At 60.2% G+C, this 18,328-nt stretch carries 16 protein-coding genes; 9 read left to right on the plus strand and 7 right to left on the minus strand.

What is annotated here, in order from left to right; all coding sequences use genetic code 11:
* Positions 1 to 289 precede the first annotated feature (289 nt).
* From CFBP4996_RS24350 to CFBP4996_RS24365, 4 genes are read right to left on the minus strand one after another with little or no spacing between them, the layout of a single operon-like run.
* Positions 290 to 1,027, minus strand: coding sequence for an ABC transporter ATP-binding protein (locus tag CFBP4996_RS24350; protein ID WP_080853488.1), 738 nt, complete (start codon positions 1,025 to 1,027; stop codon positions 290 to 292).
* Positions 1,024 to 1,869: an ABC transporter ATP-binding protein gene (locus CFBP4996_RS24355; protein ID WP_003505590.1), complete on the minus strand. Its 846-nt coding sequence runs from the start codon at positions 1,867 to 1,869 to the stop codon at positions 1,024 to 1,026. Before CFBP4996_RS24355 ends, CFBP4996_RS24350 begins: the two co-directional genes overlap by 4 nt.
* Positions 1,856 to 2,755 carry an ABC transporter permease gene (locus CFBP4996_RS24360; protein ID WP_080853487.1) on the minus strand — a complete coding sequence of 300 codons (900 nt, stop codon included), beginning with the start codon at positions 2,753 to 2,755 and terminating at the stop codon, positions 1,856 to 1,858. The genes CFBP4996_RS24355 and CFBP4996_RS24360 overlap by 14 nt, the downstream gene beginning before the upstream one ends.
* Complete coding sequence (locus CFBP4996_RS24365; RefSeq protein ID WP_003521789.1) at positions 2,752 to 3,780, minus strand: ABC transporter permease; 1,029 nt, start codon at positions 3,778 to 3,780, stop codon at positions 2,752 to 2,754. The genes CFBP4996_RS24360 and CFBP4996_RS24365 overlap by 4 nt, the downstream gene beginning before the upstream one ends.
* A 206-nt stretch (positions 3,781 to 3,986) precedes the next feature.
* Between CFBP4996_RS24365 and CFBP4996_RS24370 the strand changes: the two genes are divergently transcribed.
* The 8 genes from CFBP4996_RS24370 to ligD all read left to right on the plus strand — a co-directional run bounded on the left by CFBP4996_RS24370 (position 3,987) and on the right by ligD (position 15,042).
* Complete coding sequence (locus tag CFBP4996_RS24370) at positions 3,987 to 4,700, plus strand: FadR/GntR family transcriptional regulator (RefSeq protein ID WP_080853486.1); 714 nt, start codon at positions 3,987 to 3,989, stop codon at positions 4,698 to 4,700.
* 67 nt (positions 4,701 to 4,767) lie between these two features.
* A complete protein-coding gene (locus CFBP4996_RS24375) occupies positions 4,768 to 5,748 on the plus strand; it encodes a mannonate dehydratase (protein WP_003521785.1) in 981 nt (326 codons plus the stop codon).
* A 77-nt stretch (positions 5,749 to 5,825) separates the two neighbouring features.
* Positions 5,826 to 7,412, plus strand: coding sequence for an ABC transporter substrate-binding protein (locus CFBP4996_RS24380; RefSeq protein ID WP_080853485.1), 1,587 nt, complete (start codon positions 5,826 to 5,828; stop codon positions 7,410 to 7,412).
* 228 nt (positions 7,413 to 7,640) lie between these two features.
* The gene (locus CFBP4996_RS24385; protein ID WP_121490343.1) at positions 7,641 to 8,744 is read left to right on the plus strand and encodes a hypothetical protein; all 1,104 of its coding nucleotides are present in this window, start codon (positions 7,641 to 7,643) and stop codon (positions 8,742 to 8,744) included.
* Positions 8,745 to 8,933: 189 nt separating this feature from the next.
* Entirely contained in the window at positions 8,934 to 11,273 is a 2,340-nt protein-coding gene (locus tag CFBP4996_RS24390) for a bifunctional diguanylate cyclase/phosphodiesterase (RefSeq protein ID WP_080853484.1), read from the plus strand.
* Between the two features lie 161 nt (positions 11,274 to 11,434).
* A complete protein-coding gene (locus CFBP4996_RS24395; protein ID WP_080853483.1) occupies positions 11,435 to 11,722 on the plus strand; it encodes a hypothetical protein in 288 nt (95 codons plus the stop codon).
* Complete coding sequence (gene ku / locus CFBP4996_RS24400) at positions 11,719 to 12,546, plus strand: non-homologous end joining protein Ku (protein ID WP_080853482.1); 828 nt, start codon at positions 11,719 to 11,721, stop codon at positions 12,544 to 12,546. Before CFBP4996_RS24395 ends, ku (CFBP4996_RS24400) begins: the two co-directional genes overlap by 4 nt.
* Before the next feature lie 3 nt (positions 12,547 to 12,549).
* Positions 12,550 to 15,042: a DNA ligase D gene (gene ligD, locus CFBP4996_RS24405; RefSeq protein WP_080853481.1), complete on the plus strand. Its 2,493-nt coding sequence runs from the start codon at positions 12,550 to 12,552 to the stop codon at positions 15,040 to 15,042.
* Positions 15,043 to 15,054: 12 nt separating this feature from the next.
* Here the strand turns inward: ligD and ku (CFBP4996_RS24410) are convergent, their stop codons facing one another.
* The 3 genes from ku (CFBP4996_RS24410) to CFBP4996_RS24420 all read right to left on the minus strand — a co-directional run bounded on the left by ku (CFBP4996_RS24410) (position 15,055) and on the right by CFBP4996_RS24420 (position 17,585).
* The gene (gene ku, locus CFBP4996_RS24410) at positions 15,055 to 15,846 is read right to left on the minus strand and encodes a non-homologous end joining protein Ku (protein ID WP_170988590.1); all 792 of its coding nucleotides are present in this window, start codon (positions 15,844 to 15,846) and stop codon (positions 15,055 to 15,057) included.
* Between the two features lie 90 nt (positions 15,847 to 15,936).
* Positions 15,937 to 16,941, minus strand: a complete 1,005-nt coding sequence (locus CFBP4996_RS24415) for an inorganic phosphate transporter (RefSeq protein ID WP_003521775.1) — start codon at positions 16,939 to 16,941, stop codon at positions 15,937 to 15,939.
* On the minus strand, positions 16,941 to 17,585 hold the full coding sequence (locus tag CFBP4996_RS24420; RefSeq protein WP_059758605.1) for a DUF47 domain-containing protein: 645 nt from the start codon (positions 17,583 to 17,585) through the stop codon (positions 16,941 to 16,943). Before CFBP4996_RS24420 ends, CFBP4996_RS24415 begins: the two co-directional genes overlap by 1 nt.
* A 113-nt stretch (positions 17,586 to 17,698) precedes the next feature.
* On the opposite strand from CFBP4996_RS24420, the gene CFBP4996_RS24425 reads away from it, so the two are divergent.
* Positions 17,699 to 18,241 carry an NUDIX hydrolase gene (locus CFBP4996_RS24425; protein WP_059758602.1) on the plus strand — a complete coding sequence of 181 codons (543 nt, stop codon included), beginning with the start codon at positions 17,699 to 17,701 and terminating at the stop codon, positions 18,239 to 18,241.
* Positions 18,242 to 18,328 lie beyond the last annotated feature (87 nt).

An 18,328-nucleotide genomic window follows, 5' to 3' on the forward strand; every position in this document is an offset into this window, starting at 1 on the left:
ACGGGTGAGAACCTTGTTCAGAGATGGCAGTCGTCGGAATGTCCGGCCATTGTCTGCCCTGTCGTCGCAATGATTAGCAAAGACTCAAACAGCAATCCAGAACAAATGCTGAACGCATTGTTCCGGTCGTTTGAGCGCAGTCGGTGGTGAAATTTATCGGCCCAAAAGGTCGCTCTGCCCCTACCGGCGATTGTTGGCTGCCGGGCAGGCGAAATCGCCGAAATCGCGCCACGGGAGAAGGTGGGCGGCCGTCGACGGGCCGCCCGGTGTTACCGCTGGGCGGCAACCGTCACAGGAAACTGCTTTCGAACAGCTCGCCTGAATAGGCCGAATGGGTAACGCCCGCTTCAAGATCGGCCTTGGTCAGCTCATCGACAAAATCGCCGTTCTGCATGACCAGCACACGGTCGCACATATGGGCGATGACCGCGAGGTCATGGCTGACGAGAACGAAGGTGAGGTCGCGTTCTTCGCGCTGGTCGGCAAGCAGGTTCAGGATTTCGGCCTGGATGGAGACGTCGAGCGCGGATGTCGGCTCGTCGAGCAGCAGGATCGGCGGTTCGAGGATCAGCGCGCGGGCGATTGCCACGCGTTGGCGCTGGCCGCCGGAAAGTTCATGCGGGAAGCGCTCGGCGAAATGTGCGGGCAGGCCGACCTGCTGCAAGGCTGCTGGAACCTTCGACCAGCCATCGCCAAGTCCCATGGCGCGGATCGGTTCGGCGAGCGCCCGGCCGATGCGGTGGCGCGGGTGCAGCGAACCGTAGGGGTCCTGAAACACCATCTGCGCCAGTTTCAGTTCGTCGCGACTGCGGGTCTTGCCGACCGGTTTGCCGTTAAAGCTGATGGAGCCGGTCCAGCCGGCCTCCAGCCCCGCCAGCGACCGCAGCAAGGTCGACTTGCCGCAGCCGCTCTCACCGACGATGCCGAGCGTTTCACCTTTGTTGACCGTGAGGCTGACGCCGCGCACGACGTGATTGCGGTTTTCCTTTGCGCCGTAGACGACGTCGAGCTTGTCTACCGTGATCATCGCATCACCTCCGCATCGATAGCCTGACGGTCCAGCACCTTGAGACGCCGCACCGGATTGCGGGGATCGGGCATCGCCGCGATCAGGCCCCGCGTATAGGGATGTTGCGCATCCTCCAGCTTCGTCAGCGTTTCCACGACGCGCCCGCCATACATGACCAGCACGCGCTCGCAGAAGGCCGCGACCATGCGGATGTCATGGCTGATGAGGATCAGGCCGGAATTATTCTCGCGGACCATCTCGTCCAGAAGCAAAAGCACATCCTTGCGGACGCTGACATCGAGGGCCGAGGTCGGTTCGTCGGCAATGACCAGCTTCGGCTTGGCGAGCAGCATCATGGCGATCATCACGCGCTGCCCCATTCCGCCCGATATCTGGTGCGGATAAAGCGCCATCACGCGGTCGGGATCGTTGATACGCACGCGCAGCAACATGTCGCGTGCTGCACCTCTCGCCGCCTTGCCGGTCAGCGCCAGATGCAGCTCGGCGGCCTCCGCCACCTGCTTTCCGATGGGCAGTACCGGGTTCAGCGAATAACGCGGGTCCTGCATGATAAGCGCCATTTCGCTGCCGCGGATTGCGCCCATCTGCCGCTCGGATTTTTCGAGCAGCGGCTCGGACAGGAAATCCATCCGCTCCGCTGTCACCGTGGCGCTTTTCGGCAGGAGCCGCATGGCGGCCCGGCCGGTGGTGGATTTTCCGGAGCCGGATTCACCGACGATGCCGACCCTTTCGCGCCCGACGTCGAAATTGACGTTGGACACGGCGGGAATCGTATTGCGGCCGAAACGGACATTGAGGTCGCGGACCGAAAGAATGGGGGAGCTATCAGGAACGGGCATGACGCGGATCCAGGAGGTCGCGCAGCGTATCGCCGGCGATGTTGAAGGCAAGGCTCGTCAGCAGGATGGCAATGCCGGGCATGACGGCGACCCACCAGTAATCGAGCATGAACTTACGGCCGCTGGAGATCATCGCACCCCATTCCGGCAGCGGCGGCTGGGCTCCCAGACCGAGGAAGCCGAGTGAAGCGGCCGTCAGGATGATGCCGGCCATGTTCAGCGTCAGGCGAACGATGACCGAGGGAATGCACATCGGCGCAATGTACAGAAACAGGATGCGCAGCGGCGAGGCGCCATAGAGACGGGCGGCGGCGACGTAGTCGGTATTGCGCACGACAAGGGCTTCCGCCCGGGCAAGACGCGCAATCGGCGGCCATGCCGTCAGCGAGATCGCAATGATCGCCGTGCCGAGACCGGCGCCCATGGCAGCCGCAAAGGCAAGTGCCAGCACAAGCGAGGGGAAGGACAGGACGATATCGGTTGCGCGCATCAGGATCGCGTCGGTTCGTCCGCCGAAGAAACCGGCCATCACGCCAATGGCAAGGCCGATAGGACCGACGATGACCGAGACCGACAGTACCGTCTGGATGGTGATGCGGGTGCCGTATACGAGCCGGCTGAAAATGTCGCGGCCGAATTCGTCGGTTCCGGCCAGATGTGTCCAGCTGGGGGGCTGGAGCGCGTTTTCGAGCGCCTGGCGCGCAGGATCGTAAGGCGCGATGAGCGGTGCGAAAATGGCGACCAGAACCAGAATGGCCAGAATGGCGAAGCCGAACATTCCAAGCGGTTCATCCGCGAGCTTTCGAAGTGTCCGCGCGGCGGTGGTCGAGATGCGCGACAGGGCGCTGGGACGGTCAACGGTATTGTTGTGCGCGATATCGGTCATCGTGCGGCCTCCCGTGTACGGGGATCGAGCGTGGTGTAGGCCAGATCGGCGAGGAAGTTGAGCAACATGAAAATGAAGCCGATGACGATTGTGGCGGCCAGAATCGCATTCATGTCGCCGATGAGCAGCGCGTTCGTCATATATTGGCCGATGCCGGGCCAGGAGAAGACGATCTCCGTGACCACGGCGCCTTCCAGCAGGTTGCCATAGGAGATCGCCAGAACGGTGATGAGCTGCACGGCGATGTTGGGCAGCACATGGCGGGTTATGGTGCGTGCGGGGCTGACGCCCTTGGCCCGTGCCGCGATGACATAATCCTGGCTGAGCTGTTCGAGGGTGAAAGCCCTCGTCATGCGGGTGATGTAGGCCATGGCCATATAGGCGAGGATGATCGCCGGCAGGATGATGTGTCCAAGCGCGTTCCAGAAGATTTCCGTCTCGCCCGCAAGGAGGGTGTCGACGAGCATCAATCCCGTCTTCGGCTCCACGAGGCCTTCGTAAAAGACGTCGACCCGACCGGGGCCGGCGACAAGGTTGAGGTTCGCGTAGAAAATCACCAGCCCGACGATGCCGAACCAGAAGACCGGTATCGAATGTCCCACCAGCGCAAAAACGCGCGCGAACTTGTCGATGAAGGTGTCGCGGAAGAGGGCGGCGGCTAGACCGAGCGGGACGCCGACGACCGTTGAGATGATGATCGCCAGCGTGGCGAGTTCGAAGGTGGCGGGGAAAGCCTGCGCCAGATCGCGGGTAACGGGGTTGCCGGTCAGGATCGCAATACCGAAATCGCCATGCAGCAGGCCGCGCAGATAGATGAAGAATTGCTGGTAAAGCGGCAGGTCGAGCCCCAGCCGCGCTCGCATGGCCTCATAGGCCTTGGGATCGGCAAGTTCGCCGACGATTGCCCCGACCGGATCACTCGGCATGACCCGGCCGATGATGAAGGTGATGCAGAGCAGGATGAAGAGGCTGACGATCAGTTGCAGAAAACGATGTCCAAGCCCGCGCAGTGAGATTTCCGTCATTGCTGGCCGCACTTCCCTGTGAGAACGTCGTCAGCGGCCGAGGCATTGCGCATTGCTCGCCGCAGACGCGCAATTCTCCTTTGCAAAAACTCTTGATGGTACTTCATCCCAACTCCTCCCTGAGCTAACATGAAAACATATGATGTGCGGCCATGTCATCATATGAGTAGCGAAGGGATTCGTATTCTGCAAGAGGGAAGAGTGGCATGATGGGCGACAAAGCGAGGCCGCGGGAGAGGCGGGCACAACAGATCATCGATAATCTCAGCGCAGAAATTCGCAGTGGAAAACTGAAAAACGGTGATCAACTTCCCACCGAACCGGAGCTTGAACGCAGCTACGGCGTGAGCCGCACCGTGGTTCGCGAGGCGATCGCGGATTTGCGTTCCGCCGGCTATGTCGTTCCCATCCAGGGCAAGGGGGTTTTCGTCAGCAATACCAGTGAATGGGCTGGCGTGAAACTGACGCAAACCGAAGTCGGAACCATTGCGGAAACGCTGGAAATGCTGGAGTTTCGGCTTGCGACGGAAGGGGAGGCGGCGGCAATCGCCGCCTATCGCCGCACAGCCCAGCAGGAGGCCGCAATCTCTGCGGCGCACCGGAAAATGGCCCGCGCCATCGATGCGCGTGAAACCACCGTCGATGCCGATTACGAGTTTCACACGGCCATCGCGATCGCCACGAATAACCGCTTTTATCTGGAGGCTCTGCGTCAGTTCGGTTCGCGCTCGATCCCGCGCGGGCAGTTCCCGACGCTGCCGGAAACCGGTGACGCGAATTATCTTCGCAAAGTGCAGGCCGAGCACGAGGCAATCCTGCGCGCCATCGTCGAACAGGATCCGGAAGCGGCACGAAAAGCCATGCGCGAACATATGCTTGCGAGCCAGCGCCGATACAGGTTGCTATCAGAAGCGCAATAGCATCTCGACACTCATCTTATTTCATGCGATGTCATATGATGACTTGCATGGAGAGAGGAGAGAATCGATGTATGTCGGCACCCAGGTTGCTGCGCGCGATGACGAGGATTTTAAGGTTTGGGCGCAGCTCGGCGTCAAAAATATCAATGCGGATCCACCCGGAAAGCCCGCGAGCTGGACTTTCGAGGACTTTGAGCGCCACCGTGACAAGGTCGAAAGCTTTGGCCTCGTTCTCGACATGGTGCAATTGCCGCTGCCGTCGCGGCCCATCGAACAGGCGTCGTATCCCGATATCCTGCTTGCCGGCCCGGATCGCGACCGGCAGATCGATGCCGTCTGCACGATGATAGAGAATATCGCCAGGGCCGGAATCCCTGCTGCGAAATACAATCTCAACCTCATCGGCATTCCGCGCACAGAAATGGAGCGCGGCCGCGGCGGCTCGCTCAATGAAGCCTGGCGCTGGGACAAAGCGGACCATGATGCAGCGCCGGGTCTCGCGGGCGTTCTTTCCGAAGACGAGAACTGGGAACGCATCGACTATTTCCTCGAGCGTGTGGTGCCGGTGGCCGAAAGCAACCGCGTGCGCCTGGCATGCCATCCGCATGACCCCTATACGCCGCCGGGTTACAGGGGCGTCACCCGTGTTCTCGGCACGGTCGAGGGGCTGAAGAAATTCGTGCAGATGCGCGAGAGCCCCTATCATGGCCTGAATTTCTGCCAGGGGTCGATCGGCGAGATGCTCGACAATCCGCGCGAGGAGATCGACGACATTATCAGGTGGTTCGGCAGCCGCGACAAGATCTTCAACGTCCATTTCCGCAATATCAGCGGCGGCAAACTCTCCTTCATGGAGACATTCCCCGATGAGGGCGACATGGACATGGTGCGTTCGCTGAAACTCTATCACGAACTCGGCTATCGCTACATGATCATGCCAGACCATGTGCCGACGATTGCCGGGCGCGATGCCGTCGGCGTCGCTTTCGCCTTCTGCTACGGCTACATCGCCGCCTTGATAGAAGCGCTTGATAACAAACATCTTTGATCGTTCCGGCCCGCGACGCCCCGCTGCGTCGCGGGCTTTTCACAAACATGAATTACCGATCTGTAGGAGGAGCAGGTATGAGAAAATCATTGATCCGTCTCGCATTCACCACGGCCCTGGGCGCCATGCTGGTGCAGGCAGCGCCAGCCTTGGCCAAAACACCGAATGACCAGCTTGTCATCGGAACCTCGCTGGCTCAGGTGCTGTCGCTTGATCCGCATCAGGCCACCGAAGGAAAAGCCAACGAAGTCATGTCCAACCTCTATGACCGTCTGATTTCGGTCGATGGTTCGGGCAAGGTTTCACCGCAGCTTGCCGAGCGCTGGGAGATAGATGACAAGGGCATCACCTTCCATCTTCGCGAGGCCAATTTCGCCTCGGGCAATCCGGTAACCTCGGCAGACGTCGTCTATTCGCTCAGCCGGCTGTTGAAGATGAACCAGGCGGCCGCAGCCAACCTCAAGCGCGTTGGCTATAATGCCGATAATGTCGACAAGCTGGTGAGCGCGCCGGATGAAAAAACGGTACGCATCGATCTTTCCGGCGAAACGACGTCCGAGCTGCTTCTTTACCGTCTGGCCATGGTCATCGCCAGCGTCGTCGACAGCAAAGAGGTCAAGACGCATGAAAGCAATGGCGACTGGGGCAATGGCTGGCTGAGAACCAATTCCGCCGGTTCCGGTCCCTTTACGCTCAATCGCTGGTCGCCGAATGAGATCATCATTCTCGAGGCCAACAAGAATTATGTGGCCGGCAGCCCGAAAATGCGCCGCGTCATCGTGCGGCATGTGCCGGAAAGCCAGGTGGAGCGCCTGATGCTGGAGCGCGGCGATATCGACATCGCCAGTGCGCTGACGGCTGCCGACCTTGCAATCTTCAACAACAAGGAAGGTTTCCAGATCCAGCGCGTGCCGACGGGCGGCTTCTACGTCCTGTCCATGAATGCCGGCAAGGAGCCCTTGTCCAACCCCAAGGTCCGCGAAGCGATTGCCTATGGCATCGACTACAAGGGCATGGAAAAGACCATCATGGGTCCTTATGGCCGGGCGCGCACGGTGCCGGTGCCGGAAAACTTTGAATACGCCATTCCGAGCCCCGACTGGAAGCTCGATGTAGATAAGGCGAAGGCCCTCCTCAAGGAGGCCGGTTATGAGAACGGCTTCACGCTTAATCTGAAAACGATCGCGCAGACGCCGCGCATTGACCTTGCCACTGCAATCCAGGCCTCGCTCAGCCAGATCGGCATCAAGGTCAATGTCCAGCAGGGTAACGGTTCGGACGTGATTGCCGCTCACCGTGCGCGGGATTTCGATCTGCTCATTCCGCAGACCGGCGCCTATATGTTGAATGTGCTGGGTTCGATGGAGCAGTTCTCCAGCAACCCCGACAATTCGCTGGCAGCCAACAACGCCGGCAATTTCGTCTGGCGCTCGGCCTGGGACATTCCGGAACTGACTGCGCTCACGGCAAAGGCTTCGCTGGAGCCGGATGCCAAGAAGCGCGGGGAAATCTACATCCAGATGCAGCAAATGTTCGTCGCCCAGAAGCCGGCGGTGTTGCCGATGTTCGAGAGATTCGAGCCGATTGTGCTGAATACGCGTGTCAAGAATTATGTGGGTCATCCCAACATGACGACCCGGCTGGAAAAGGTCACGAAGGACTAAGGGCAAACCACAGCCTCTGAAAACCTGCGACGGGCGGTTTTACCGCCCGTTTTTTATTCGCGGCCAGGCGGGAAGCCCGGCCGGGGCGGTGAATTATCGTCATTATCCCGGAAATTCGGGGGTTTTCTCAAGGACTTCATCGGGTTAGATCGTCCGATGACTATTCCTTCCGTCGGGCGAGAGTCGTGAACTCCGCTCACCCACCTCCCGAAGAATGCGTTGACGATCATGAACCTTGCACAGATAAAACTTCCGTCGCGGCCGCTGAGCCTCAAACGTGGCGTCATTTCAGTGCCGGCAGCCTATTATTTTTCCATTCCGGTGCTTCTGGTAATCACGGCCGTCATGCTCGTCGCCGAAGGTCCGGGCATATTGCGCGATTATCAGATCAGCAAAGATCCGCTGGAGATCGAAAGCGGCGATATCAGCGGTAGCTGCAAGACGCGCAAGGCGATCTTCACGACCTGTGAGGCGGATCTTTCCTATGACCATGCGGGCGTGAGTTACAAGAAGGATGTCGAGGTCATGTTCGTCGATTTCCATTCCGGGGATTATGAAACCGGGCTGGTCATCTCCGCGAAGAACCCGGAACTCGCAACGATTTCCCTCGGCCTCGACATGCTCTGGAACCGCATCATCACGCTCGGCGTGTTCGTTGCCCTGCTCGGCTTCGGCGGTTTGGCGATGCTGTTCACGCTTATCCGGGTCCTGCGGGTTCGCCTGCAGCTGCGAAAGCCCGCGCCGTTGACCGTCATTCCGGTGGCGCTGACGGCGGTTGCCGAAAAACGCAGCCGTCTCTTCGTCACCTATGCCGATACGGTCAGAGAAGACAAGACCAAGCGGCAGTCCTTCACCCATCTGGAGAGGGGGCGAATCCCGGTCGTCGTTGGTCATAACGGAAAACACGATGTTGCGCTGGCGGTCTGGCACGGCAAGACCGCGCTGCCGGTTCTGCTCGATGATCGGCTGGAGCGGATCGACCTATCGGAGCAGGAAAGGGCGGAGGCCCTCGCATCGCTTGCCCCTATGCTCGCGAACCAGACGCCGGAGGGCGCCTCGGCTCCGGGCGCGACGATTGGCAAAGGGCCGGGCCTCCTGCGCAGACTGGGGACTTTCGTTGCCATCGTGGCCGTCATCATCGTCGCGGTTATCGGTTACTGGCTGTGGTACGTCACCAGCGCCCCGTCGCAGTTCAACTCGCCCGGCATGGACCTCAACAACATGATGCCCGCAGCAATTAACGAGTGGGGATGCGCCCGTCTGCAGGAGCGTTTCTCCGATGGCCCGGCGCCTTTCGGATGCACTGCAGCCGACTATCGAAGCTGGAAATAAACGACTTTTCCTATAGTCCCCATCGGGCCGCGCGCGAAAAAGCTTACGGGCTGCCGCGTGCGGCCCGTTCCTTTCTGTACGTTGCAGGACAGATCGTTCCATTTATCAATAGTTGCATTAGAGATTTATAAATAAACCACTCCCATAGTGCCACCGTGAGCGGTTCTTCAGAGGCTGGGAGAGTGCGTCATGTTCACGGTTCTGGAATGCGTTGTCGTACAACACGACCGGGCGGTCGTGCTTCTTGCGGCTGTTATCTGCCTGCTTGGCATGTTTGCTTTTTTTCATCTTTTATTGCGTGCGGAGGAAAGTCCGGCTGGCCGCAAGCCCTATTGGGTGCTGGTTGCCGCCTTTGCTGCGGGACTGAGCGTTTGGGCCACGCATTTCGTCGCCATGCTCGCCTATAAGGGCGCGGTCCCGATCGGTTATGATTTCGCTTTCACGGCTCTTTCGGCGGTTCTTGCGGTTTTCGGTTTCTGGCTGGCGCTCACCAGCCGCTCGCAGGCCGCTTACAGCCCGGCCATCGTCGGCACGCTGGTTACGCTGTCGGTTGCCGTCATGCATTTCGTCGGCATGGCGGGAATGGATGTCGCCGCCACGATCAGCTATCGCTGGGGGCCGGTGCTGGGTGGTTTTGCTGTTGCCTGGGCGTCTTTTCTCCTCGCCTTTTTCCTTTTTCGCCGCCTCGGCTCCTGGCAGCGCATCGCCGCGCCGGCCGGATCGGCGATCTTCGCGATCTGCGCGCTGCATTTCACGGCCATGTCGGCCACGGTGCTTTCGCCGGATCCGTCCGTATCCGGGCCTGATCCCGACAATGTCGCCCGGCTGATCATGATCTGCGCCATTTCCGGCGTCACGTTCCTGATCCTGTCCACCACTGCTGCGGCTGCTCTTGTGGATCGTTACCTTGTCGATCTCAAGGGTCTGGTGGATGCGACGCTCGATGGTCTCGCCGTCGTTCGCGATGGGCGGATCGTGGAGCTTAACACCCGTTTTGCCGGCCTTCTGGGCCGGGAGGAGACGTCGCTGGTCGGACAGGACCCCGACGATCTCTTCAAGGCCATCGACGGGCAGCCCACCTATCTGCCGCGCCATGCACCGGTGGAGGCGGTTCGCGAGCGCGCCGGGCAGGCGCAGATATTCGAGCTCGGCGTACGCACGATCGAATATCGCGGCCGCCCCTGCGAGGTGATGGCCATTCGCGACCTGACGGAAAAGCGCGAAGCGCAGCGGGAAATCGAATATCTCGCCCGTCACGACGTCCTGACGGGCCTTTCCAACCGCACCATGTTCCAGACCCGTCTTCACCAGCAGATCGAGCATTGCGACGAGGAGGACGAATTCGCGCTGCTGGCGCTCGACCTCGACCGGTTCAAGGCGGTCAACGACATATTCGGCCATGCCGAGGGGGATCGCGTCCTGAAAAAGGTCGCCGCCATTCTCGATGAATGCGCAAGGGCAGGCGATGTGGTCGCCCGTCTCGGCGGCGATGAATTCGTCATCCTGACTGCCCGGCACACCAGGGCGGAAGAGGCGCGCCTGCTGGCCGAGACGATCCTTGGCATGTTCGCGCTGAAGATGAATGTTGCCAACGATCCGACCTCCGTTGGCGTCAGCATCGGCATCGCCGTTTTCCCGCGGGACGGGAAGGACCATGAAAGCATCATGCATGCCGCCGATCTGGCGCTTTACCGCGCCAAGATGGGCGGGCGCGGCATATTGGCCTTCTACGATCCGGTGATGGATCAGGAGGCGCGCGAACGCCGCCAGCTCGAGACGGATCTGCGGCTTGCCATCAATCGCAACGAGCTGCTGTTGAACTATCAGCCGGTGCTGTCAGTCGAATGCGGGCAGGTCGTGGGTTACGAGGCGCTGGTGCGCTGGCAGCACCCGACACGGGGCGTGGTGCCGCCGGATGTCTTCATTCCGATTGCCGAAGAGAGCGGCATCATCATCTCGCTCGGCGAATGGGTGCTGCGCGAGGCCTGCCGTCAGGCGGCCGGCTGGGCGCCGCATCTGAAGATCGCGGTGAACGTTTCGCCATTGCAGTTTTCGCTGGCCAATCTCGGCCATGTCGTCTGCACCGTGCTGATGCAGACCGGACTTTCGCCCAACCGGCTGGAACTGGAAATCACCGAAGCCGCGCTTTTGAAGGACCGTAAGGCGACGTTGATCATCCTCAACCAGTTGAAGGCCCTCGGCGTCGCCATCGTCATGGACGATTTCGGCACGGGCTATTCCTCGCTCAGCAACCTGCAAAGCTTCCCCTTCGACAAGATCAAGATCGACCGCAGCTTCATCGCCGCCATGAGCGAGGATGACAATGCCCGCGCCATCGTGCGCGCGGTGATCGGCCTCGGCCGCAGCCTCGATCTGCCGGTGACGGCGGAGGGGATTGAAACGGATGCGCAATACCGCATGGTGGTCGACGAGGGCTGCGCGCAGGCGCAGGGTTATCTCTTCGGCAAACCGGATGTCGCGCCCGCCCAGGTCGTCAGCGCCACCACACGGAAGAAACATTCCGTTTGATAAAAGATGCGACGGCACAATGGTATCGTCGCCTTCCTTTCCCATGTCCGATGGAACGAGAGCCAACGCAGATCGTTAGGCTAGCGTGTGGCGCGTGCACGCCGCTGTCAGCCCGACTAGGCGGTATCGCCAAAGCCGCGCGGGCATCTCAGGATATCGACATGAAACGGCAGGCAGAACGTTCAGACAGAAATTTGAAGAGCTTCGATGTTCGCGACCGGCTGATACTGGCGCTTTATGCGCAGTTGAAAGCGGAGCGGCAGACCCGCGAGGCCATGGAATGGGTTATCCGCAATGGCGGGCTGTCGCCGGAGGTGCTGGAAGCCATGGCGTCCGATCCGGTGCCGGTTCTGGCGGAGGCGGACGTGCCCGCCATCGAGCGCATTCTGGCCAAGGGCCGACGCGGAGACATGTCTTCCCGCAGCGATGACGAGGGACGACGGACATGAACCGGAGAGCGAGCTGGAGAGGCCATCTGACCTTTGCCGATTTTAACTGCGAAGTCGGCCTTTATTCCGCACTGACCTCGGCGGAAAAAATCTCCTTCAATATCGTCAACCGCAAGACCGGCCACCGCGTCGAGCGGCAATATGTCGATAGCGATACCGGCGAGGCGGTTCTTCGCGAGGATCAGGTCAAGGGATACGAACTCGACAATGGCGACCACATCGTCATCGAGGGAGATGAGATCGCGAAGCTGATGCCGGAAAGCGACAAGGTCATCCGCGTCAGGCATTTCCTGCCCTGTGACGAGATCGACAAGCTCTATTTCGACAAGTCCTATTACCTTGCGCCAACGGGGCAGGAGGGCGAAGAGGCGCTGACGCTTCTGGCGAGGGCCATGGAAGATGAGAATGTCGTCGCACTCGGCGAGGCGGTGCTTTTCCGCCGCAACCGCGTTCTCCTTATCCGCCCCAGCGGTAAGGCTCTCGTCGCGACGACGTTGAATTTCAGTTATGAGGTGCGCTCTCAAACCACCGTCTTCAAGTCGATCCCGGATATCGAGTTTGACGAGGAAATGCTGGAACTTGCCGGCCACATCATCGAAAAGCGCGCCGGCGCCTTCGATCCGGCGGACTATAGCGACCGTTACAACGATGCGCTGGCGGAGCTGGTGAAAGCCAAGATCGAGGGCCGGGAAATCGCGAAACAGCCGCCGCACCGGGAGGACAATATCATCGATCTCAAGGAGGCCCTGCGCCGCAGCGCCGGGGCGGGTGCCGGGAAAAAGGCGACAGCGGCAGGCCGCAAGGCTTCCCGGAAAGCGAGCTGATCGATGGGATTGCAGACCTATAACGCCAAGCGCAGTTTCGACAAGACGCCGGAGCCGAAGGGTACCCGGGCCGAAGCTCAAGGGTCGAGCTTCGTGATACAGAAACACGATGCCCGCCGTCTGCACTATGATTTTCGGCTGGAAATGGACGGGGTGCTGAAAAGCTGGGCGGTGACGCGCGGCCCGAGCCTCGATCCCGAGGACAAGCGCCTCGCCGTGCATGTCGAGGACCATCCGCTCAGCTATGGCGATTTCGAGGGCGTCATCCCGAAAGGACAATATGGCGGCGGCACCGTGATTGTCTGGGATCGCGGCACCTGGCAGCCGATCAGCGACGCCCGGAAAGGTTATCGCAAAGGCCACCTGGAATTCGAACTTGACGGCGAAAAGCTCAAAGGCCGATGGCATCTGGTGCGCATGCATGGAAAGCCCGGAGAAAGCCGGGAGAACTGGCTGCTCATCAAGGGCGATGACGAGGAGGCGAGGCATAAGGGCGGCGCGGATATTCTCGAAGAACGGCCGGAATCCGTAAAGACCGGGCGCAGTGTCGAGGAAGTTGCAGCCAAACCGAAGGATACCTGGAATTCCAAAACGGTATCTAAAAAGGTTGTCGCTTCTGCCTCCGGCAGGAAACAGGCTCATGCGCTGCCCAAAGGCGCACGCAAACTGGCCATGCCATCTTTCGTGCCGCCGGCGCTCGCCACGCTCAAGCCGAAACCGCCGGATGGTTCTCGCTGGCTGCATGAAATCAAATTTGACGGCTATCGTCTGCAGGCGCGCGTCGATCAGGGCAAGATTAAACTGCTGACCCGCAGCGGGCTGGACTGGACGGAGAAATTCGGCCGGGCCGTGACAGGAGCGCTCACGGCGCTGCCGGTGGAAACGGTATTGATCGATGGCGAAATCGTCGTCGAACGTGATAACGGCGCCTCGGATTTCTCCGCCTTGCAGCAGGATCTGAGCGAAGGGCGCAGCGACCGCTTCGTATTCTATGCCTTCGACCTTCTCTATCTCGATGGCAGCGATCTGCGCGGTGCGGCATTGAGCGAGCGAAAGGCGCTGCTCGAAAAGCTGCTGCCGGCGGGCGACCCTCATCTGCGTTACAGCCAGCATTTCGAAGAAAGTGGCGCGCTTGTTCTGGACCATGCCTGCCGGCTCAGCCTTGAGGGCGTCATTTCCAAAGTCAGGAACAGCAAATATGTTTCGGGCCGCAAGGGCGAATGGGTAAAATCCAAATGCTCGATGCGACAGGAATTCGTCATCGGCGGTTATACCGTCTCCTCGACATCGGACCACGCCATCGGATCGCTGGCGCTCGGCGTTTATGAAAATGGTAAGCTGCGCCATGTCGGCCGTGTCGGGACAGGTTATACGGGTGAGTTGGCGGAGATGCTGCTTGGCCGGCTGAAGCCGCTGGAGCGCAAGGACAGCGCTTTCGATGGCCGGCTCACCGCGCTTGCCCGCCGCGATCTTCATTTCGTCAAGCCGGAACTGGTGGCGGAAGTGGAGTTTCGGGCATGGTCCGCGGATGGCAATCTGCGTCACGCCTCCTTCCGGGGGCTGCGCGAAGACAAGCCTGCAGCAGAAATCGAACGCGAGGAGAAGGCCGTGTCCGATACCCAGGCGCCGCAATCGAAGATCAAGTTCACCCATCCGGACCGGCTTTATTGGCCGGAGGACGGTGTGACGAAGGAGGGGCTTGCCGATTATTATGCGCAGGTCTGGCGGCACATGGCGCCCTTTGTCGTCAACCGGCCGCTGGCATTGTTGCGCTGCCCAGAGGGCATAGAGGGGCAGCGATTTTTCCAGAAACATGCCTGGCGCGGCATCAACAAGGCTGTTGAGCAGATCAGGGATCCCAAGGACAAGGGCGGTGAACCGCTGATCCGCATCACCGATTTCGATGGCTTGATGGCGCTCGTGCAATCGGCCGCGCTTGAAATCCACCCTTGGGGCGCGACCACTGCCAATTGGGAAAAGCCGGACATGATCACCATGGATATCGACCCCGGCGAGGATGTGGCTTGGGAAGAGGTCATCGAAGCGGCGCTGGAACTGAAGTGGCGTTTCGAAGAGGCCGGGCTTGCCGCTTTCGTCAAGACGTCCGGCGGCAAGGGCCTGCATGTCGTCGCACCTTTGAAGCCGCAGGCGGGCTGGGCCCCGGTAAAAGCCTTCGCCAAGGCCATGGCGGCGGATATGTCGAAGGCCGAACCGGAGAAATATCTCTCCGTCGCCACCAAGGCGAAACGGCAGGGCCGCATTTTTATCGACTATCTGCGCAATGGCAGGGGCAATACGGCGGTTGCGGCCTATTCGACACGTGCCCGGCCGGGCGCCGCCATTTCAGCGCCGCTCGAATGGTCGGAACTCACCGCCGAGATCGGCCCCACCCATTTCACCGTCAACAATATCGGCGCGCGTCTTTCCGCGCTGAAAAAAGACCCTTGGGACGGCTTTTTTGCTGCTGCCGAGCCGCTTCCGAAAAAGACCCGCTGAAGGCATCGAGCCTCAGCTTCTCTTTTCGGAAGCAAGGCTTTTCTTCAGGGCGTCCATGATGTTGATGACATTGCCGCCGGTGCGTGCCTTCGTGCCGGTTTTCTTTTTCGAGGAGGAGACCTCGTCGCCCTTGGTCTTCAGCAGGGACTTGATCTTCTTCTGAATGGGGTCCTGTACCAAAGCCGGTTTCCAACCCGTCACCTGTTTGCCGATGCGTTTTTCCATGGCGTCCAGCAATGGCCGGTCCATTTTCATCTTCGGCTCCAGCGCGTCGATGCTTTCGCGTACCTCTTCGCCATAATGCAGCGTCCACAGGATGATGCCTTTCCCCGATGGTTCGAGGAGCACAGCCCTTTCACGACGGTAGATTACGAGGCGCGCGATGCCGAAAACATCGTTCACCTTCATGGCTTCGCGAATGACGCTGAAGGCTTCGGTGCCGATCTTGTCTTCCGGGCGCAGAAAATGCGGACGGTCGTACCAGATCCAGTCGATCGATCCTTTCGGCACGAAGGTCTTGATATCGATGGTGCGGGTGCTTTCCAGCGCCACCGCATCGATCTCGTCATCTTCCAGCAGGACATAGTCATCCTCGGCGCGGGGAAAACCTTTTACCTGGTTTTTGGCGGCGACCGGTCGGTGGGTGATGCTGTCGACATAGCGGCTTTCGACGCGGTTGCCGGTTTTGCGATTGAGGATGTGGAAGGTGTATTTGTTGCCTTCCGTCGTCGCGGGCGTCAGCGAGACGGAAGCCGTCACCAGCGACAGCTTCAGATAACCCTTCCAGAAAACCTGCCGTGCCATGTCCGCGATCCGCATTGGTCCCCCGGAACAACAGCCACGGGGCGGCTTTTGTTCCGGGTGGAGCGGCAAATCGGGGCAGGGATGGAGCTGTCAGCCGAACAGCGACGTCAGCCCGTAAACCGCGGCTGAGATCAGCGCAGCCGCCGGCATGGTCACGATCCAGGCGATGACGATATTGCCGGCAAGGCCCCAGCGCACCGCCGAGACGCGGCGGGCCGCGCCGACGCCGACGATGGCGCCGGTGATCGTGTGGGTCGTGGAGACCGGAATGCCGAGCCATGTCGCACCGAACAGCGTCAGCGCACCGCCGGTTTCGGCGCAGAAACCCTGCATCGGGTTCAGCCGGGTGATCTTCGACCCCATCGTATGGACGATGCGCCAGCCGCCGAACAGCGTGCCGAGCGCCATGGCCGACTGGCAGGAAATCACCACCCAGAAGGGCACGTAGAAGCTCTCGCCGAGATGTCCCTGGCTGAAGAGCAGCACGGCAATGATGCCCATGGTTTTCTGCGCGTCGTTGCCGCCGTGTCCCAGCGAATAAAGCGAGGCGGAGATGAACTGCATGACGCGGAAGGTGCGATCCACGGCAAAGGGCGTCTGCCGCACGAACAACCAGGAGACGGTGAGCACCAGAAGCAGGGCGAGGAAGAAGCCGATGGCCGGCGACATGAAGATGGCGCCCACGGTCTTCAGCAGGCCGGACCAGACGATGGAATTGAAACCCACCTTCGCAAATCCCGCACCGACGAGCCCGCCGATCAGCGCATGCGACGAGCTGGAGGGAATGCCGAAAATCCAGGTGACGATGTTCCAGACGATGGCGCCGATCAGCGCCGCGAAGATCACCTGCGGCGACACGATGGCCGGATCGATGATGCCGGTGCCGAGCGTTTCGGCCACATGCAGGCCGAAGAACAGGAAGGCGATGAAATTGAAAAAGGCCGCCCAGGCGACCGCATATTGCGGGCGCAGCACACGGGTGGAGACGATGGTGGCGATGGAATTGGCGGCATCGTGCAGACCGTTCAGAAAATCGAAGAACAGCGCGATGGCGATAAGGCCGATTAGCAGCGGCAGGGCAAGTGCGACATCCATCAGACGTTCTCGATAACGATGCCGCTGATCTCGTTGGCCACATCCTCGAAGCGGTCGACGACCTTTTCGAGTTCGCCGTAGATCTCGCTGCCGATCATATAGGCCATGGCATTGCCGCTTGCGCCGTGGCGGCGGAAGAGGTCCTTGAGACCCAGATCGTGAAGTTCGTCGGAGCGGCCTTCAACGCGGGTCACCTCTTCGGAGATGGATGACAGGCGATGCGCATTTGTGCCGACCTTGTTGAGAAGCGGAATGGCTTCCGCGATGAGGCCGGCTGCGCGCACGATCTCATGACCCATTTCCTTCATCAGCGGATCGAATTCCGTTTGCTCGAAAAGACGGATGGTCTTGACGGTCTTGTGCATCATGTCGATGGCGTCATCCATCGACTGGATGAGATCCTTGATGTCGCCGCGGTCGAAGGGGGTGATGAAGCTGCGCCTGACGGCGAGCAGCACCTCGCGGGTGATGTCGTCCGCCTGATGTTCGAGGGCGACGATAAGGTCGCAGTTCTTCTCGACGTCGACGCCGCTCAAAAGTTGGTCAAGGGCCTCGGCCGCTTTGATGACGGTTTCGGAATGTTTGCTGAACATGTCGAAGAAACGGTCCTCGCGCGGCATCAGCTTGCGAAAAATACTCATCATGCGAATTGGCCCTCAATGGCGCTTTATTAGTTGTGGGGGGTGATTGTCATAAAACTGTCATAAATGCACGCGGGGCATTGATGCAACCCGGAAAATCAGCACTATCAACGGATATGAAACCCACCAAGAAAAGCCGGAAAACCCGCCCGGCTCGTGCACTGACATTGCTCCAGCAGCTTGCTGCGGTTCCGGAAAAGCTCTTCACCGGCGCTTTCCGGCAGCAATATGCCGCGCTCTGCTTCCGTTATGCCGGCAATGGCGAGGATGTCGAAATCCTCCTCGTCACGTCCCGTACCAGCGGACGCTGGATCATTCCGCGCGGCTGGCCGATGAAACGCAAGAAGCCGCACGAGGCGGCGGCAATCGAGGCGTGGGAGGAGGCGGGCGTGCGCGGCCGGGTGAAAAAGAATGCGGTTGGCCGCTATACCTATCTCAAGATGCTCGACAATGGCGATGTCGTTCCCTGCATGGTCGATGTGTTCCAGATAGAGGTGACGGAGGCGGAAACCAGTTTCAAGGAACGCGGGGAACGCCTGCTGGAATGGGTGCGCCCGGATGAGGCGGCAAGGCGCGTTCGCGATATCGAACTGAAGTCGCTTCTTGTCGATTTTCGCCCGAAGGGCAAAAAGAAGCGTCAGGGCAGCGAGAGACCCTGAATGCGAGGCCGACCGATGGACCTGGAGCATTTCCCGTAAACCCTTGCCACAGTACACGACAGAAAGGTAATCTGATACGGCAATCGC

Origin of the sequence: Agrobacterium leguminum, from assembly GCF_005144435.2 — a bacterium.
Taxonomy (GTDB): Bacteria; Pseudomonadota; Alphaproteobacteria; order Rhizobiales; family Rhizobiaceae; genus Agrobacterium; species Agrobacterium leguminum.

Coding starts and splice junctions, on each gene's coding strand:
- CFBP4996_RS24350 (WP_080853488.1), bottom strand. CDS start 1,027: ATGATCACGGTAGACAAGCTCGACGTCGTCTACGGCGCAAAGGAAAAC.
- CFBP4996_RS24355 (WP_003505590.1), bottom strand. CDS start 1,869: ATGCCCGTTCCTGATAGCTCCCCCATTCTTTCGGTCCGCGACCTCAAT.
- CFBP4996_RS24360 (WP_080853487.1), bottom strand. CDS start 2,755: ATGACCGATATCGCGCACAACAATACCGTTGACCGTCCCAGCGCCCTG.
- CFBP4996_RS24365 (WP_003521789.1), bottom strand. CDS start 3,780: ATGACGGAAATCTCACTGCGCGGGCTTGGACATCGTTTTCTGCAACTG.
- CFBP4996_RS24370 (WP_080853486.1), top strand. CDS start 3,987: ATGATGGGCGACAAAGCGAGGCCGCGGGAGAGGCGGGCACAACAGATC.
- CFBP4996_RS24375 (WP_003521785.1), top strand. CDS start 4,768: ATGTATGTCGGCACCCAGGTTGCTGCGCGCGATGACGAGGATTTTAAG.
- CFBP4996_RS24380 (WP_080853485.1), top strand. CDS start 5,826: ATGAGAAAATCATTGATCCGTCTCGCATTCACCACGGCCCTGGGCGCC.
- CFBP4996_RS24385 (WP_121490343.1), top strand. CDS start 7,641: ATGAACCTTGCACAGATAAAACTTCCGTCGCGGCCGCTGAGCCTCAAA.
- CFBP4996_RS24390 (WP_080853484.1), top strand. CDS start 8,934: ATGTTCACGGTTCTGGAATGCGTTGTCGTACAACACGACCGGGCGGTC.
- CFBP4996_RS24395 (WP_080853483.1), top strand. CDS start 11,435: ATGAAACGGCAGGCAGAACGTTCAGACAGAAATTTGAAGAGCTTCGAT.
- ku (WP_080853482.1), top strand. CDS start 11,719: ATGAACCGGAGAGCGAGCTGGAGAGGCCATCTGACCTTTGCCGATTTT.
- ligD (WP_080853481.1), top strand. CDS start 12,550: ATGGGATTGCAGACCTATAACGCCAAGCGCAGTTTCGACAAGACGCCG.
- ku (WP_170988590.1), bottom strand. CDS start 15,846: ATGGCACGGCAGGTTTTCTGGAAGGGTTATCTGAAGCTGTCGCTGGTG.
- CFBP4996_RS24415 (WP_003521775.1), bottom strand. CDS start 16,941: ATGGATGTCGCACTTGCCCTGCCGCTGCTAATCGGCCTTATCGCCATC.
- CFBP4996_RS24420 (WP_059758605.1), bottom strand. CDS start 17,585: ATGATGAGTATTTTTCGCAAGCTGATGCCGCGCGAGGACCGTTTCTTC.
- CFBP4996_RS24425 (WP_059758602.1), top strand. CDS start 17,699: ATGAAACCCACCAAGAAAAGCCGGAAAACCCGCCCGGCTCGTGCACTG.